Below are 14,631 nucleotides of genomic sequence, written 5' to 3' on the forward strand. Positions count from 1 at the left end.
TTAACCGCCTCCCAACTGACACACCACCGGGGGGCGGTGTTTATTTGCACAAATCATTTGACAATATGTGGTTGAGAAGGCATATTTCCGGGCCTTTTCAATACACTCGCTAAGACAGTTTTAGGAGTTTTACCTTGGCTAATATCAAATCTGCTAAGAAGCGCGCGATTCAATCAGAGAAACGTCGTCAACACAACGCCAGCCGTCGTTCAATGACCCGTACCTATCTGAAGAAAGTAATTGCTGCCATCGCTTCTGGCGACAAAGCTGCTGCCGTTGCTGCTTTTGCTACCGCTCAGCCGATCATGGATCGCATGGCTACCAAAGGCCTGATCCACAAGAACAAAGCTGCTCGTCACAAGAGCCGCCTGTCTGCCCAGATCAAAGCTATGGCTTAATCAGCTCCGGCTGAATAACGCTAAAAAAACCGGCCTTAGTGCCGGTTTTTTATTTATCTGCGCTGCAATACAGTCTGTGCAGCAAACCTATCATCTCGCGCACCTCGTGGCTGCGCAGCGAATAGTAGACCGTCTGAGCCTCTTTTCGCGTCTCCACCAACTCATCCCGCCGAAGCACGGCCAAGTGCTGTGACAGGGCTGACTGGCTCAATCCGAGTACCTCGTTAAGCTCCCCTACAGACAGTTCCCTGTCCAGCAGCTGGCACAGAATAAACAGTCTTCGCTCGTTGGCCAGCGCCTTGAGCAGTGCCACAGCACGACTCGCATTCGCCTCCATCTCTTCCAGTTGCATCTCATCCCCTTTCGCTCGAGGCAAGAATCATACTCTGTGAGCCGTCGATTTAAAATGACAGGGTTGCCGGTTGAATCGTGGCAAAGTCCTCCTGGCCTGCAAACAGGAAGGAGAAGTCACTCTCGCACACCCGTTTTACCGCCGGATGCTGGATCATGCGCTCGGCAAAGATGACGTAATACTCTTCCATCAGATCCTGGGTCTCCCCAATCAGCATCACCTCTTCCCCTTCCAGGATCTCTTCCCGGTAGATGGTTGGCGCCATAAAGATACCCTGATTGAAGAAGCCGAACGCCTTCATCAGGGCCGCATCATCGAACTCGCCGAGAATGCTGGGGGAGATCCCCTGCTGCTCGAACCACTGGGTTAACTGGCGACCCATGGCGGTGCGGCGACCCGGGATCAGCAACTTGCGCTCCTCCAGACAGGCCGGAAAGGCTTTCTCAGGCAAAGGCGCCTTGCAGAAGAAGCTGACGCCACAACCGCCGAGTCGCTTGGAGAGCAGGCCCGCATGCTGGCTGGAATCAACCGGACAGTCGGAGAGGATCATGTCGAGCTTGTGCTCGCTCAGCTGCTCCAGCAAGAGCTCATGGGTCGATTCGAAGCAGCGCAGGTGGATGGAGCCATCGTTGGGAATGACAGAGAGCAATACCCGGCTGGCGAGTCGCTTGGAGAGTGCATCGGCGATGCCGACGTCAAACAGGATCTGGCTCTCCTTGCGGTAGTTGACGATATCCAGCATCTCGTAGGAGAGGCTGAACATCTTGTCTGCGTAGCGAAACACCAACTGGCCGAGCTCGGTAGCCTCCAGGGATCGCCCCTTTCGCTTCAACAGCTTGCCGCCAAGACGTTGCTCCAGCAGTTTGATCTGACCGGTCACTGTTTGCGGTGTCAAAAAAAGGGCTTCCGCCGCCTGGGTGACAGAGCCCTTCTTCTGAGTCATCCAAAAATAGTAGAGGTGATTGTAGTTAAGGTGTGACATCCGATGGGGTTCCCGCAGTACGCGGACTCCGGTAGCAGCTGAGTTCAGCCGCCAGAATGTCATACATGTCGCTGATCGAGTCAACCTTGTTTGCAGTGAAGTTAGCCTGCAGTGTGCTTTTGAGATGGGCCTTGTCCGGCATCCGCTCACCGCAATAACGCTTGTTGGACTGCTTGACCATCTCACCAGCCCGGCTGCTCAGCGCCCGCTCGGCGAAGGTCTCACCAAACTTGGCCTTGGCCTGCTTGTCTCCCAACATGAGCGCGCTGTCGACCACACCGTTCAAATAGGCAGAGCAGCTCGCCGATACTGCATCCTGCTTGCAATCCTCCAGACTGCCGGCCCAAACAGCCGGACTCATCAGTATCATTAACCACCTATATTTTCTCATAACCCCTCCGTGCTTTGATCCGCTTCCCGGTTGGGAAGCGACATCCGCAAGGCGAGATAACCGACGACTGCCGCCAGCGTGGACCCCACCAGGATCCCGAGACGTGAATAGCTGCCGTAATCCAATCCGCCATGCTCGAACGCCAGCGATGCAATGAACATCGACATGGTAAAACCGATACCACACAAAATGCTGACGGCAAAAATCTGCTTGAAGTTGACCCCGCTCGGCAATTGAGCAATGCCCAGTTTGACCGACAGCCAGCTGATGGTGAATACCCCAAGCGGTTTGCCCACAAACAACCCGAGCATGATACCCATCGGAACCGGACTCAGCAGGGAGGACAGACCGATTCCATCAAGGGAGACCCCGGCGTTGGCAAAGGCAAACAGCGGCAGGATCAAATAAGCACTCCAGGGATGCAAAGCATGCTCCAGATGCTTGAGCGGTGAGGCATAACGCTTGCCGTTGAGCGGGATCATGAAGCCCACGACCACGCCAGCCAGGGTCGCATGGACGCCAGACTTGAGCACCGCAACCCAGAGCACCAATCCGACCAGCATGTAGAGGCCAATCCTGTCCTCGCCACGACGATTCATCCACAGCAGAGTCAGGGTCGCAAGGATGCCAACTGCCAGTGCCTCCAGCGACAGCTGCTGGGTATAGAAGAGCGCTATGATGATGATGACCCCAAGGTCGTCCATGATGGCCAGTGCCAGCAGGAACACCTTCAGACTGACCGGAACCCGCTTGCCCAACAATGCCATCACGCCGAGAGCAAACGCGATATCGGTCGCAGCCGGAATAGCCCAACCGGCACGTGCAGCTTCATCCGAGTAGTTGAAAAAGGTGTAAATGAGTGCCGGTGCCAGCATGCCCCCGACTGCAGCGATGGCAGGGAAAGTCGCCTGCACGCGGGAAGATAGTGCTCCTTCCAGCATCTCCCGCTTGACCTCAAGCCCGACCAACAGGAAGAAGATGGCCATGAAACCGTCGTTGATCCAGAGCAGCAGCGGCTTGTTGATATCAAGAGCTGCGATTCGCACCTGTACCGGCGTATCCAGGAACGCCTGATACCCACTCGCCAGACCCGAGTTGGCCAGTATCATCGCCAGCACGGCCGCCATGATCAGAATGATTCCGGAGGCGGCCTCCAGCTTAAGAAATTTTTTGAATACATCACTCATGGTTAAATTATCCTCGGCATTGCTTTGATTTGAGTCTATATCCCATAACAATTAATGGAAAATCGTTTCTTACTGCTAAATACAACGGGAAAACCGAGAATATAATGGAGGGTCATCTGCGATTGGCCAGCTCTCGCCGTCCTCTGTACGACAACGGCTCAACCGATGAAATGAATTTCAAATTGTATTGATATATGAAAAAGGCGCCCTGGGGCGCCTTTCAATCAGATGGCGACGGGCGCCTTGATACCGGGATGGGGGTCATACCCCAGGATTTCGAAATCCTCGAACCGATAGTCGAAGATGGAATCGGGCTTTCGCTTGATCGCCAGCTGAGGCAAGGGCCTCGGCTCACGAGAGAGCTGCAGCGCAGTCTGCTCCATATGGTTGGAGTAGAGGTGCACATCACCCCCGGTCCAGACGAAGTCGCCCACTTCCAGGTCACACTGCTGAGCCATCATGTGAGTCAGCAGAGCATAGCTGGCGATGTTGAACGGCAGGCCGAGGAAGACATCACAGCTGCGCTGGTAGAGCTGACACGAGAGCTTGCCATCCGCCACGTAGAACTGGAAGAAAGCGTGGCAGGGAGCCAACGCCATTTTGTCCAGCTCACCCACGTTCCAGGCTGAGACTATGATTCGGCGCGAATCCGGATTGTGCTTGATGTCATCCACAGCGCGCTGGATCTGATCGATGACAGCGCCATCGGCCGCCGGCCAGGAGCGCCACTGGGCGCCATAAACCGGGCCCAGATCGCCATTCTCGTCGGCCCACTCATCCCAGATGCTGACACCCTGCTCTTTCAGATAGGCGGTATTGGTGTCGCCATTGAGGAACCAGAGCAGCTCGTGAATGATGGAACGCAGGTGACATTTCTTGGTGGTGACCAGCGGGAAACCCTGCGCCAGATTGAAGCGCATCTGATGCCCGAACAGGGAGACGGTACCAGTGCCAGTCCTATCGGACTTGACGGTGCCCTCATCCAGGATCTTCTGCATCAGGTCGAGATAAACCCTCATTGCTTGACCTCCTTCCCGGTATTACCGAACAACTGCGGACGCTTGTAAGCAGCCCAGACCATCAGGGCTCCGGCGACAATCATGGGCATAGACAGGATTTGGCCCATGCTGATCTCCTGGAAATAGAGACCAAGCTGGCTGTCCGGTTGGCGTACAAACTCCACCAGGAAGCGGAACAGACCATAACAGAACAGGAACAGGCCGGAGATGGCGCCACGGGGCGGGTTCTTGCGCCAGAAAAGATTTAGGATAATGAAAAGCACCACTCCTTCCAGCGCGAACTGATAGAGCTGGGAGGGATGGCGCGGCTCGGGCCCAGCCTCAGGGAATATGATGGCCCAGGGCACATCGGTCACCCGGCCCCACAGCTCACCATTCAGGAAGTTGCCGACACGGCCCACACCCAGACCAAACGGAATGAGCGGCGCCACAAAGTCGGCCACAGTAAAGAAATGACGCTTGGTCTTGTGGGCAAACCAGATCATGGCGGTGATGACACCGATCAGGCCACCGTGGAACGACATGCCACCGGTCCAGATCTTGAACAGGTAGAGGGGATCGGCCAGGAACATGTCGAAGTTGTAAAACAGTACATAACCAACCCGGCCACCGAGGATCACCCCGAGGAAGCCGTAAAACAGCAGGTCAGAGACCTCGTTGCGGGTCCAGCCGCTGTTCGGTGCATCGGCGCGACGTCCCGCCAGCCACATGGCGAAGGCGAAACCAAACAGATACATGAGACCATACCAGCGTACCGATAGTGGCCCCAAACTGAATGCTACAGGATCAACCTGCGAGAAAACCCAATATCCATCGTGCTGCATATGCGGCCCCAGTCATTAGAAAAGCCGCATTTTCCGATCATTCGTCAGCAGGGACAAGGCATGATTATCAATCAGTCTGTTTCGTTTTGTGACCGGCCCGCAGCAAGCCGCCCAAACCGTGCTCTTCCAGATAACGAGCGAACAGACCACGCAGCACATGGGGATTGTCGTGCTTCAGGCCATCAGCCATCAGCGCAGTCAACTCGCTCAGGGTGGATTGACGCAGCACATACTTGATTCTGGAGATGTTGTGGGTGTTCATACTGAAGCGGCGATACCCCATGGCCAGCAACAGCAGTACGCCAACAGGATCGCCCGCCAGCTCGCCGCACACAGACACAGGTTTCTGGTAACGATGGGATGCATCGACCAGCAGTTGCAGGGCGCGGATCACAGCAGGATGGAAGGCATCGTAGATGTTGGCAACGCGGGCATTGTTGCGATCCACTGCCAGCAGATATTGGGTCAGGTCGTTGCTGCCCACCGACCAGAAGTCGATGAGCGGCGCCATCTCCGGCAGGATATAGAGAGCGGAGGGCACCTCTATCATCACCCCCAGGCTGGGGTAGCGGATCACCGCATCGCGGATGGCCGCCTCTTCAGATACTTCCCGCCAAGCTTGATCGAGCAGCCGGCGGGAGGCCTTGATTTCACTGACGCTGCTGATCATCGGCAACATGATGGCCAGATTGTCCAACCCTTCGCTGGCCCGCAGCATGGCCTTGAGCTGTACCAAGAACAGTTCGGGGTGATCCAGCGTGAGCCGGATCCCCCGCCAGCCAAGGAAGGGATTTTCCTCGACGATGGGGAAATAGGGCAGTTGCTTGTCTCCCCCCACGTCCAGAGTCCGCATGCAGACAGGGCGGTTGCGATAGGTTTCCAGAATGCCGCGATAGCGCGCAGTCTGCTCCCACTCTGAGGGGAAACTGTCTTGCAGCATGAAGGGGATCTCGGTGCGATAAAGCCCGACCCCGTCCGCCAGATGATTGAGGGAGATCTCGGTATCAGCGCTCAGCCCCGCATTGAGCAGCAATGACACCGGGGTACCGTCGGCAGTTTCCGATGGCTGGTTGTCGACACTGCGCACCAGGGTATCCAGCGCCCGCTCCTCATTGAGCAGTTGCCGATACTCGGTCAGGATCACCTGATTGGGCTCGATGAAGAGATCGCCGCTGTAGCCATCGACCACCAGCATGCGACCGCCGATGTCGCCGAGCGGCAGATCCACCCCCATTATGGCTGCCACCCCCATGGCGCGGGCCAGTATGGCGGCATGGGAGTTTGTACCGCCCTTGAGCGATACCACACCGGTCAGGAACTCTCGCGGCACCTCGGCGAGGATGGTGGCCGTCACCTCGTCGGCAACCAGCACCACAGGCTCGCCGACCGTGATGTGTTCGGGTTCATTCTGCACCAGTCGGCTGATGAGCCGCTGGGCTATGTCCTTCACATCGGTGGATCGCTCCTGCAGATAGGGGTCTTTCATCCCCTTGAACTGCTCGATCAGCCGGTCACTGATGAGCTTCACCGCTGACACAGCCGTCCAGTGCTCTTTGCTGACCTTGTTGCGGATGGGCTTGATGTAACCGGGATCGTTGAGCAGATGCAGATAGATGTCGAAGATGGCGACCGAGTCCTGGCTGTAGCTCTCGCGAAAACGCAGGGCCAGACTCTCCAGATCGTGGCGCACCACTTCCACTGCCACGTTCAACCGTTCCAGCTGCTTGGCGTGCTCCTCATCCTTGCGCGGTGTGATGGCGCTGAGTTCCTTGCGAGGCCGCCACACCCAGGCCTTGGCCATGGCGATGCCACTGGCGCCGGCGATACCACGCAGTGGCTTGCTCCAGTCGGTTTTCTGCAACCAGCCCTTGGCCTGGGCCTGGGCGATGCGCGCGGCCAGCTGGGCTGCCAGCGTCACCATGAAGGACTCCTCCCCCTCATCGAAACGGCGGCTCTCTTTTTGTTGCACCACCAGAATGCCCACCACCTGGCGCTGATGCATGATGGGAGCACCGAGGAAGGAGCGGAACGCCTCTTCCGCGACATCCGGCAGGAACTTGAAACTGGGGTGTGAGGGGGCATCGGCCAGGTTGATCAGCTCTTCGCGCTGGCCCACCAGACCGACGATACCCTGCTCGAACGGCAGGGTTGCCTTGCCCACCGCCGACTCGGCCAGACCATCGGTCGCAGCCAGTCGGTAGCGGCGCATGTCCGGCTCAGACACATAGACGGAACAGCAGTCCACCGTCATGGCCCGCCGGGTCTGGCTGACCAATGCCTGCAAAGCCAACTCCAGAGTGTTGGCTTCGGCCATGCTTTCGACGATGCGTCTGAGATCCGTCAGCAACGAATGTGCTCCTTAGCGAGAGCGGTTGCGCCGCCCATCTTTCCGATTTACTTGCACCACAGGCACTGGCATCGCCAACGGGGCAAACTCCGTCATCACCCGTCGATAGACTTCCCGTTTGAAGGAGACAACCTGGCGTACCGGGTACCAGAAACTGACCCAACGCCAATCATCAAACTCGGGGTGACCATGACAGCCGAACTGGATCCTAGACTCCCTGCCCGGATCCAGCTGTAGCAAGAACCATTTTTGTTTTTGGCCAATACAGACCGGTGAACTGTCCCAACGAACAAGGCGTTTTGGCAAGCGGTACTTCAGCCAGTTGCGACTGGTGGCCATGATGGTCACATCCTCGGGCTTGAGGCCTATCTCCTCATACAGCTCACGATACATGGCCTGTTCTGGCGTCTCACCGTCATCAACTCCTCCCTGCGGAAACTGCCAGGAGTGCTGCCCATAGCGCTTAGCCCACAATACTTGCCCGTCACGGTTACAGATCACGATTCCGACATTGGGACGAAACCCGTCGCCATCTATCACGTGATCACCTTATAAAGGCTGAATCTATAAGGAGATTGTTCCACATTCACTCCGTGGCAGCAAACAAGGACTGCAATCCCCCACGCATGAATAACTTTCAATTTCAAGCCGACTTATAAACAAACCCCAGGATCAAGCCCCGCAAGTTGCCCACCCAGACTGTGCATAAGCCTGTTAGCAAGCGGGTATATACAGTAGTTTTGGTTATCTACTCTAAATTGAGCATCAGCATACAGCATGGTGATAAAAACAAAATATGTATTTAAATACATAGTGTTAAATGAACATAGCTGGATCAAGATCCATGTCTTTCCCCGCCGGAGATCCGGGATCCCGATTGTGAACAAGTTCAACTGTTCAAAGATCCACCACGGTTGATTTATCCACAGGAGTGGCACACTATCTGCCCTGCCATCGCAGCAAAAATCGGTGCAGTTTCACATTTTTTTGTAACAACACCCTGACTATTACCACTTTACGGCAGTTATCCAAGATTTCTGTGGATAACTGTGTGCAACAGCATGAGCAAACCCTTGGACAACTATTTCAACTCGGGATCCTGTGCCGGGAAGATCTGCGCTATAAAGACAAACTCTTTAAAAATCATTATGATAAGTCCTCACCTACAAAACGCCCCCCCCTGTGCAGCCCCCTGCCAGGAACGGTTATAAAAACAGCGATCCTCATCAAGGATCAGACTTGCTAAAATAATTCCCCTTTGCAGGAGTCATTCATGCCCACCAATCCCCAGTCAGAACAGGAACTGCTGGCCCGTGCCGACGCCATGGCTGGCTTCTCGCTGGCACAGCTGGCCAGCGATGCAGGCATTGCTGTCCCTCGCGATTTGAGGCGGGACAAGGGCTGGGTCGGTCAACTTATCGAGTGGCAACTAGGGGCCAGCGCAGGCAGCAAGCCGGAGCAGGACTTCCCCGAGCTCGGCATCGAGCTCAAGACGATCCCCATCGATCCTTATGGCAAGCCGCTGGAAACCACCTTCGTTTGCGTAGCACCACTGATCGGCGTCAGCGGTCAGCGCTGGGAAGAGTCGAATGTGCGCAACAAGCTCTCGCGAGTACTCTGGATCCCGGTGGAGGGTAGCCGTGACATCCCCGTAGGAGAGCGCCGGATCGGCATGCCGCTGATGTGGAGCCCGAGTGAAGAGGAAGATAAATTGCTGCGCCAGGACTGGGAAGAGTTGATGGACATGATAGTGCTGGGAGAGGTCGAGCAGATAAGTGCTCGCCATGGTCAGGTGATGCAGTTACGCCCCAAGGCAGCCAACAACAAGGCACTGACCCGTGCCATCGGCCGCAATGGTCAGCCAATTTTGACACTGCCACGAGGCTTTTACCTCAAGACAGGGTTCACTCATGGCCTGCTGCAACGACACTTTGCCCTGCCCCTTTGATCTCCGTTATAAACATCCTTGTCATAAAGTGATATAAAAATAGCCAGTAGCTATTTCTTCGCAATCAATGACAAGGAGGCGTCATGCCGATCAACAAGCAATTTCTCAAGTCCCGCCCCGAGGTCAAGGTGACCTTCGCGGTGGAAAAAGAGGCTGCAGGTGAAGCTGAGCAGGTATTGCTGCTGGGAGAGTTCAGCCAGTGGCAACCCATAGAGCTCAAACGGATGAAGAGCGGGGAGTTCAGGACCACTCTCAACCTGCCCACCGATGGCCCCAGCCATTTCGAATACTGCTACCAGCTGGTGAAACCGAACGGAGAGACGCTCTACGACAACGACTGGGAGGCGGACGACTATGTGCCAGGCCCCTTCGGACGGGACAACTCTGTGGTACGGGTCAATCAGTAAGCTGCGGTCAGAACGCTGGCGTACGGTCAGGATCCTGAACAGCGGACACAAAAAAGGCTCGCCATTGGCGAGCCTTTTCACTACCTGTCGAGCTATTTGCCGACATATCGACACCAATTCGAATCGAATTAGTTGAGCTTCTCTTTGATACGAGCAGCTTTACCGGACAGGTTGCGCAGGTAGTACAGTTTGGCGCGGCGAACATCACCACGACGCTTCAGTTCTACACTGTGGATCAGCGGAGAGTGAGTCTGGAATACACGCTCAACACCTTCGCCGTTGGAGATCTTGCGAACGGTGAAAGCAGAGTGCAGACCGCGGTTACGCTTGGCAATAACGATGCCTTCGAAAGCCTGCAGACGCTCTTTGCCACCTTCTTTAACACGAACTTGAACACGTACGGTGTCGCCCTGGGCAAATGCCGGGATGTCGGTACGCAGTTGCTCTTGTTCAAGCTGCTGAATAATCTTGCTCATTGTCTTTCCTTACCTAGGATAAACTGAAAACTCTACTTAACGCTGTCACGCACTTCGCGGACATACTCGGCAAGAAGTGATTCTTGCTCGTCAGTCAGAGCTAGGTTGTTAATAAGTTCCGGCCTTCTTTGCCAGGTTCGTCCGAGCGACTGTTTGAGACGCCAGCGTCGAATCACTTCGTGATTGCCGCTTGTCAGCGCCTCGGGCACCGCCAATCCATCCAACAACTCCGGCCGAGTGTAGTGGGGATGATCCAGCAAGCCATCCGTGAAGGAGTCTTGCTCGGCACTGGCCTGATCACCCAAAACCCCAGGGACCAGACGCGAAACCGCATCGATCAGGGTCATGGCAGGCAACTCGCCACCACTTAACACGTAATCCCCGATAGACCACTCTTCGTCGACTTCGGTTTGTATCACGCGTTCATCGATACCTTCGTATCGACCGGCTACCAGAATCAGTTTCTGATTCGTCGCCAACTCGGTTACGCCCGCTTGAGTCAGCTTGCGTCCCTGAGGAGAGAGATAGATGACTTTCGCCCCGTCTCCCGCCGCTTGCTTGGCTGCATGAATCGCGTCACGCAGCGGCTGAACCATCATCAACATGCCGGGCCCACCACCATAAGGACGATCATCGACCGTACGGTGTTTGTCGTGGGTAAACTCCCGGGGGTTCCAGCACTCAATCTGCAGCAGGCCACTCTTGACGGCCCGACCCGTTACCCCGTGCTCGGTAATGGCTCGGAACATTTCCGGGAAGAGGCTAATCACCCCAATCCACATAAGAAACCTCCGGCACTCGTGTTACCGCGGGAAACTAGAAACCAGGATCCCAATCAACTTCGATTGTTCGAGCAGTCAGATCAATATGCTTGATCACCTGCTCTTCCAGGAACGGAATCAACCGCTCCTTCGCGCCAAAGGCATCTTTTACATTGGCCTCAACCACCAACACATCGTTGGAGCCGGTTTCCATCAATTCGGTCACCTTGCCCAGGTCGTATCCCTTGGTGGTCGATACCGAGCAACCAATCAGGTCACGCCAGTAAAACTCACCTTCAGGCAACGCAGGCAACAGATCAGCGGGTACGCCAATCTCGACATTGGTCAATGCCAGGGCATCTTCACGCAGATCGATACCATCGATCTTGCAAATCAGACCCTTGTTGTGACGTTTCCAGGCCGAGACCTTGAGTTCACGCCACACCCCGTTCTGATTGATCATCCAGGGGTTGTAATCGAAAATCGCTTCGGCAACATCGGTGAAGGAGTTCACTTTAAGCCAGCCCTTGATGCCATAAACGGTACCCAGAGTGCCCAGAACTACAGGTTTTTCCACCTTAACTCCTTACCGTTGGGCTGATTAAGCAGCTTTGGCAGCGTCTTTGATCAGCTTGGCAACGCGGTCAGAAACAGCGGCACCAGTAGCAACCCAATGCTCGATACGAGCCAGGTCCAGATTCAGCTTTTCAGCAGAACCAGAAGCGACCGGGTTGAAGAAACCAACGCGCTCGATGAAGCGACCGTCACGGGCGCAACGGCTGTCAGAAACTACTACCTGGTAAAACGGACGCTTTTTCGCGCCACCACGTTGTAAACGAATGGTTACCATATCGTCCTCATAAACATCTAATGAACAAGGCCTGCAAATACGCAGACCCTAGCTTAAAATAAGCCGCGTAATTCTACTTGGATTCGTAATAATTGCAACCAAGCCAGCTATTTTTTGCGCAAGGGTTGGCATGAAAAAGGCTCACCTCGGTGAGCCTTTCTGCCTGACAAGCAGGAAAATCAGAACGGACCGCGACCACCGCCACCAAATCCGGGCGGCAGCATGTTCTTCATCTGCCCCATCATCTTGCGCATGCCGCCCTTGCCGGACATCTTTTTCATCATGCGCTGCATTTCGGTGAACTGCTTGAGCAGCTTGTTCACATCCTGCACCTGCATGCCGGAGCCCGCAGCGATGCGGCGCTTGCGGGAACCCTTGATGAGATCAGGATAGGCACGCTCCTTGGGCGTCATGGAGCTGATGATGGCCTCCATCCGCACTGTGAGCTTGTCATCCATCTGATCTTTCACGTTATCCGGCAGGCCGGACATACCCGGCAGCTTGTCGAGCATGCCCATCATGCCACCCATGTTGCGCATCTGGGCCAGCTGTTCACGGAAGTCTTCCAGATCGAAGCCTTTGCCACTCTTGACCTTGTTGGCCAGTTTGGCTGCCTTCTCCTTGTCGACCGTGCGTTCCACTTCCTCGATAAGCGACAGCACATCGCCCATGCCAAGGATGCGGGAAGCGAGGCGATCCGGATGGAATGGCTCCAGCGCGTCTGTCTTCTCACCCATACCGATGAACTTGACCGGCTTGCCGGTGATATGGCGCACGGAAAGGGCGGCACCACCACGGGCATCACCGTCGGCCTTGGTGAGGATCACGCCGGTGAGCGGCAGCGCCTCGTTGAACGCCTTGGCAGTGTTGGCGGCATCCTGACCCGTCATGGCATCCACCACGAACAGGGTCTCGACCGGCTTGATGGTGGCGTGGAGATGGATGATCTCGTCCATCATGTCGCTGTCGACGTGCAGACGGCCGGCGGTATCCACGATCACAACGTCATAGAACTTCTTGCGCGCCTGATCGATGGCCGCGGTGGCGATATCGACCGGTTTCTGGCTGGCATCACTCGGGAAGAAGTCGACGCCGACATCGATTGCCAGGGTTTCCAGCTGCTTGATCGCCGCAGGGCGATAGACGTCGGCACTGACGACCAGCACTTTCTTCTTGCTTCGCTCTTTGAGCAACTTGGCCAGTTTACCAACCGTAGTGGTCTTACCGGCACCCTGCAGACCCGCCATCAGTATGATGGCAGGCGGCTGGGCAGCCAGGTTGAGCTGTTCATTGGCCTCCCCCATCACAGAGACCAGCTCGCCGTGCACTATCTTGATGAAGGCCTGGCCCGGGCTCAGAGACTTGGCCACTTCCTGGCCCACGGCACGTTCTTTCACGCGGGCAACGAAGTCACGCACTACCGGCAGGGCGACGTCCGCCTCGAGCAGCGCCATGCGCACTTCACGCAAGGTATCCTTGATGTTCTCTTCGGTCAGGCGACCTCGGCCACTGACATTGCGCAAGGTGCGCGAGAGTCGTTCAGTCAAATTCTCAAACATGACGCATTCCGGTTCTTGGCGTAACAAATGGGGGGATTATACCCCAGTCAGCCCTGTGAGGACGATTATTCACCGCTCGTGGCGGTCATCAGCCAGCTAACGGGCAAGCTTAACAAATGGGGGCATTATAATACCTCAGCCAGCGTGAGGTAGCGCTGGAGGACAATTATTCACCGCGCAAAGCGGTAGCCTGCTGCCTATATATGGGCAGATCGGCCGTAGCACAACTGGCGAGCATATCTTGTGCAAGGTATACTGCCACTCCTGTTCCAATCGCTTGTTCAACAACGACCTGGTTATGATCGTGATCTCTATTCTGGCCCTGGCATTCTATCTGCTCGCCATCGTCGCCTCGCTGCACCTGCTGCTCAATGCCAAACAAGTCGGGCAAGCGCCCCTGTTTGCCTGCATAGGACTGGCTCTGGTCGCCCATGGCGCGTCTGTGGCCAGCGAAGTGCTGGTGACCCATTCCGGCCAGAATCTCAGCATGCTCAACGTCGCGTCTCTGGTCAGCCTCATCATCAGTTGCTTCATGACGTGCGTCACCCGTCGCTTCAACGGCTGGATCCTGCTGCCCGTGGTCTACAGTTTTTCAGCCCTGCTGCTGGCCGCCAGTGCCCTGATACCGGGTCGCTATATCACCCATCTGGAAGCTCATCCCCAGTTGCTGCTGCATATAGGTCTCGCGCTGATGGCCTATTCGGTGCTGATGATCGCCTGCCTGTTTGCACTGCAACTCGCCTGTCTGGACCGTCAGTTGAAATCCCGCAAGATCAGCCAGCTACCGTCAATGCCTCCCTTGATGACGGTAGAGAAACGGCTGTTCCAGCTGATTTCGGCGGGCCTGTTTCTGTTGACACTTTCCATCGCCTCCGGTCTGTTCTTTCTGGAGGACATGTTCGCGCAGGGTAAATCCCACAAGGCAATCCTCTCGATCCTTGCCTGGTGCGTCTATGTATTGCTGTTATGGGGTCACCATACTCGTGGCTGGCGTGGTCGCAGGGTCATTACCCTGAGTCTTGTCGGCAGTGTCATCCTGACACTGGCCTATTTCGGCAGCCGCTTCGTCAAAGAAGTGCTGCTGAGCTGATACCCATCTTTTTTACTCATTATCTAGCCCCAACAGGAGC

General features: G+C 55.8%; 17 protein-coding genes. 4 read left to right on the plus strand and 13 right to left on the minus strand.

Going from position 1 to position 14,631, the window contains the following annotated elements:
- The first annotated feature begins 134 nt into the window (after window positions 1–134).
- A complete protein-coding gene (rpsT, locus tag AC1P02_RS01450; protein ID WP_005892298.1) occupies window positions 135–398 on the plus strand; it encodes a 30S ribosomal protein S20 in 264 nt (87 codons plus the stop codon).
- A 49-nt stretch (window positions 399–447) separates the two neighbouring features.
- Here the strand turns inward: rpsT and AC1P02_RS01455 are convergent, their stop codons facing one another.
- The 8 genes from AC1P02_RS01455 to rppH form a co-directional block, all read right to left on the minus strand.
- Window positions 448–750, minus strand: a complete 303-nt coding sequence (locus tag AC1P02_RS01455; protein WP_005313481.1) for an ArsR/SmtB family transcription factor — start codon at window positions 748–750, stop codon at window positions 448–450.
- A 49-nt stretch (window positions 751–799) separates the two neighbouring features.
- Window positions 800–1,732: a transcriptional activator NhaR gene (gene nhaR, locus AC1P02_RS01460; RefSeq protein ID WP_290043467.1), complete on the minus strand. Its 933-nt coding sequence runs from the start codon at window positions 1,730–1,732 to the stop codon at window positions 800–802.
- Complete coding sequence (locus AC1P02_RS01465) at window positions 1,719–2,123, minus strand: hypothetical protein (RefSeq protein ID WP_485183720.1); 405 nt, start codon at window positions 2,121–2,123, stop codon at window positions 1,719–1,721. Before AC1P02_RS01465 ends, nhaR begins: the two co-directional genes overlap by 14 nt.
- Entirely contained in the window at window positions 2,120–3,310 is a 1,191-nt protein-coding gene (nhaA, locus tag AC1P02_RS01470) for a Na+/H+ antiporter NhaA (protein ID WP_011898349.1), read from the minus strand. Before nhaA ends, AC1P02_RS01465 begins: the two co-directional genes overlap by 4 nt.
- 224 nt (window positions 3,311–3,534) lie before the next feature.
- The gene (thyA, locus tag AC1P02_RS01475) at window positions 3,535–4,329 is read right to left on the minus strand and encodes a thymidylate synthase (protein ID WP_005313492.1); all 795 of its coding nucleotides are present in this window, start codon (window positions 4,327–4,329) and stop codon (window positions 3,535–3,537) included.
- Window positions 4,326–5,153, minus strand: coding sequence for a prolipoprotein diacylglyceryl transferase (gene lgt / locus AC1P02_RS01480; protein ID WP_277734980.1), 828 nt, complete (start codon window positions 5,151–5,153; stop codon window positions 4,326–4,328). The genes thyA and lgt overlap by 4 nt, the downstream gene beginning before the upstream one ends.
- A gap of 67 nt (window positions 5,154–5,220) precedes the next feature.
- Entirely contained in the window at window positions 5,221–7,500 is a 2,280-nt protein-coding gene (gene ptsP / locus AC1P02_RS01485; protein WP_485183723.1) for a phosphoenolpyruvate--protein phosphotransferase, read from the minus strand.
- 12 nt (window positions 7,501–7,512) lie between these two features.
- A complete protein-coding gene (gene rppH, locus AC1P02_RS01490) occupies window positions 7,513–8,040 on the minus strand; it encodes an RNA pyrophosphohydrolase (protein ID WP_005313497.1) in 528 nt (175 codons plus the stop codon).
- A gap of 733 nt (window positions 8,041–8,773) precedes the next feature.
- Between rppH and mutH the strand changes: the two genes are divergently transcribed.
- Together mutH and AC1P02_RS01500 are read left to right on the plus strand one after the other, a co-directional pair.
- Window positions 8,774–9,448, plus strand: coding sequence for a DNA mismatch repair endonuclease MutH (gene mutH / locus AC1P02_RS01495; protein WP_422504841.1), 675 nt, complete (start codon window positions 8,774–8,776; stop codon window positions 9,446–9,448).
- An 83-nt stretch (window positions 9,449–9,531) separates the two neighbouring features.
- Window positions 9,532–9,855: an isoamylase early set domain-containing protein gene (locus AC1P02_RS01500; protein ID WP_005313501.1), complete on the plus strand. Its 324-nt coding sequence runs from the start codon at window positions 9,532–9,534 to the stop codon at window positions 9,853–9,855.
- Between the two features lie 128 nt (window positions 9,856–9,983).
- Here AC1P02_RS01500 and rplS read toward each other — a convergent pair whose 3' ends face one another.
- The 5 genes from rplS to ffh form a co-directional block, all read right to left on the minus strand.
- Window positions 9,984–10,331, minus strand: coding sequence for a 50S ribosomal protein L19 (gene rplS, locus AC1P02_RS01505; RefSeq protein WP_005313505.1), 348 nt, complete (start codon window positions 10,329–10,331; stop codon window positions 9,984–9,986).
- 32 nt (window positions 10,332–10,363) lie between these two features.
- Window positions 10,364–11,113 (minus strand): tRNA (guanosine(37)-N1)-methyltransferase TrmD, encoded by a 750-nt coding sequence (gene trmD, locus AC1P02_RS01510; protein WP_005313508.1) that lies wholly within the window; start codon window positions 11,111–11,113, stop codon window positions 10,364–10,366.
- Window positions 11,114–11,147: 34 nt separating this feature from the next.
- Window positions 11,148–11,669 carry a ribosome maturation factor RimM gene (gene rimM / locus AC1P02_RS01515; protein ID WP_005313510.1) on the minus strand — a complete coding sequence of 174 codons (522 nt, stop codon included), beginning with the start codon at window positions 11,667–11,669 and terminating at the stop codon, window positions 11,148–11,150.
- 24 nt (window positions 11,670–11,693) lie between these two features.
- A complete protein-coding gene (gene rpsP / locus AC1P02_RS01520; protein WP_021141082.1) occupies window positions 11,694–11,942 on the minus strand; it encodes a 30S ribosomal protein S16 in 249 nt (82 codons plus the stop codon).
- A 179-nt stretch (window positions 11,943–12,121) separates the two neighbouring features.
- On the minus strand, window positions 12,122–13,501 hold the full coding sequence (ffh, locus tag AC1P02_RS01525; RefSeq protein WP_485183737.1) for a signal recognition particle protein: 1,380 nt from the start codon (window positions 13,499–13,501) through the stop codon (window positions 12,122–12,124).
- A gap of 298 nt (window positions 13,502–13,799) precedes the next feature.
- Here ffh and AC1P02_RS01530 point away from each other — a divergent pair, with 298 nt between their 5' ends.
- The gene (locus tag AC1P02_RS01530) at window positions 13,800–14,591 is read left to right on the plus strand and encodes a cytochrome C assembly family protein (RefSeq protein ID WP_011898346.1); all 792 of its coding nucleotides are present in this window, start codon (window positions 13,800–13,802) and stop codon (window positions 14,589–14,591) included.
- The last annotated feature ends 40 nt before the right edge of the window (window positions 14,592–14,631 follow it).

The organism is Aeromonas sp. TS_SC_11, from assembly GCF_057318915.1.

Bases quoted from the DNA above. Each gene is read 5' to 3' on its own strand.
- AC1P02_RS01500 (WP_005313501.1), top strand. From the start codon at position 9,532: ATGCCGATCAACAAGCAATTTCTCAAGTCCCGCCCCGAGGTCAAGGTG.
- rpsP (WP_021141082.1), bottom strand. From the start codon at position 11,942: ATGGTAACCATTCGTTTACAACGTGGTGGCGCGAAAAAGCGTCCGTTT.
- AC1P02_RS01530 (WP_011898346.1), top strand. From the start codon at position 13,800: ATGATCGTGATCTCTATTCTGGCCCTGGCATTCTATCTGCTCGCCATC.
- nhaR (WP_290043467.1), bottom strand. From the start codon at position 1,732: ATGTCACACCTTAACTACAATCACCTCTACTATTTTTGGATGACTCAG.
- AC1P02_RS01465 (WP_485183720.1), bottom strand. From the start codon at position 2,123: ATGAGAAAATATAGGTGGTTAATGATACTGATGAGTCCGGCTGTTTGG.
- mutH (WP_422504841.1), top strand. From the start codon at position 8,774: ATGCCCACCAATCCCCAGTCAGAACAGGAACTGCTGGCCCGTGCCGAC.
- AC1P02_RS01455 (WP_005313481.1), bottom strand. From the start codon at position 750: ATGCAACTGGAAGAGATGGAGGCGAATGCGAGTCGTGCTGTGGCACTG.
- thyA (WP_005313492.1), bottom strand. From the start codon at position 4,329: ATGAGGGTTTATCTCGACCTGATGCAGAAGATCCTGGATGAGGGCACC.
- nhaA (WP_011898349.1), bottom strand. From the start codon at position 3,310: ATGAGTGATGTATTCAAAAAATTTCTTAAGCTGGAGGCCGCCTCCGGA.
- rplS (WP_005313505.1), bottom strand. From the start codon at position 10,331: ATGAGCAAGATTATTCAGCAGCTTGAACAAGAGCAACTGCGTACCGAC.
- ffh (WP_485183737.1), bottom strand. From the start codon at position 13,501: ATGTTTGAGAATTTGACTGAACGACTCTCGCGCACCTTGCGCAATGTC.
- lgt (WP_277734980.1), bottom strand. From the start codon at position 5,153: ATGCAGCACGATGGATATTGGGTTTTCTCGCAGGTTGATCCTGTAGCA.
- trmD (WP_005313508.1), bottom strand. From the start codon at position 11,113: ATGTGGATTGGGGTGATTAGCCTCTTCCCGGAAATGTTCCGAGCCATT.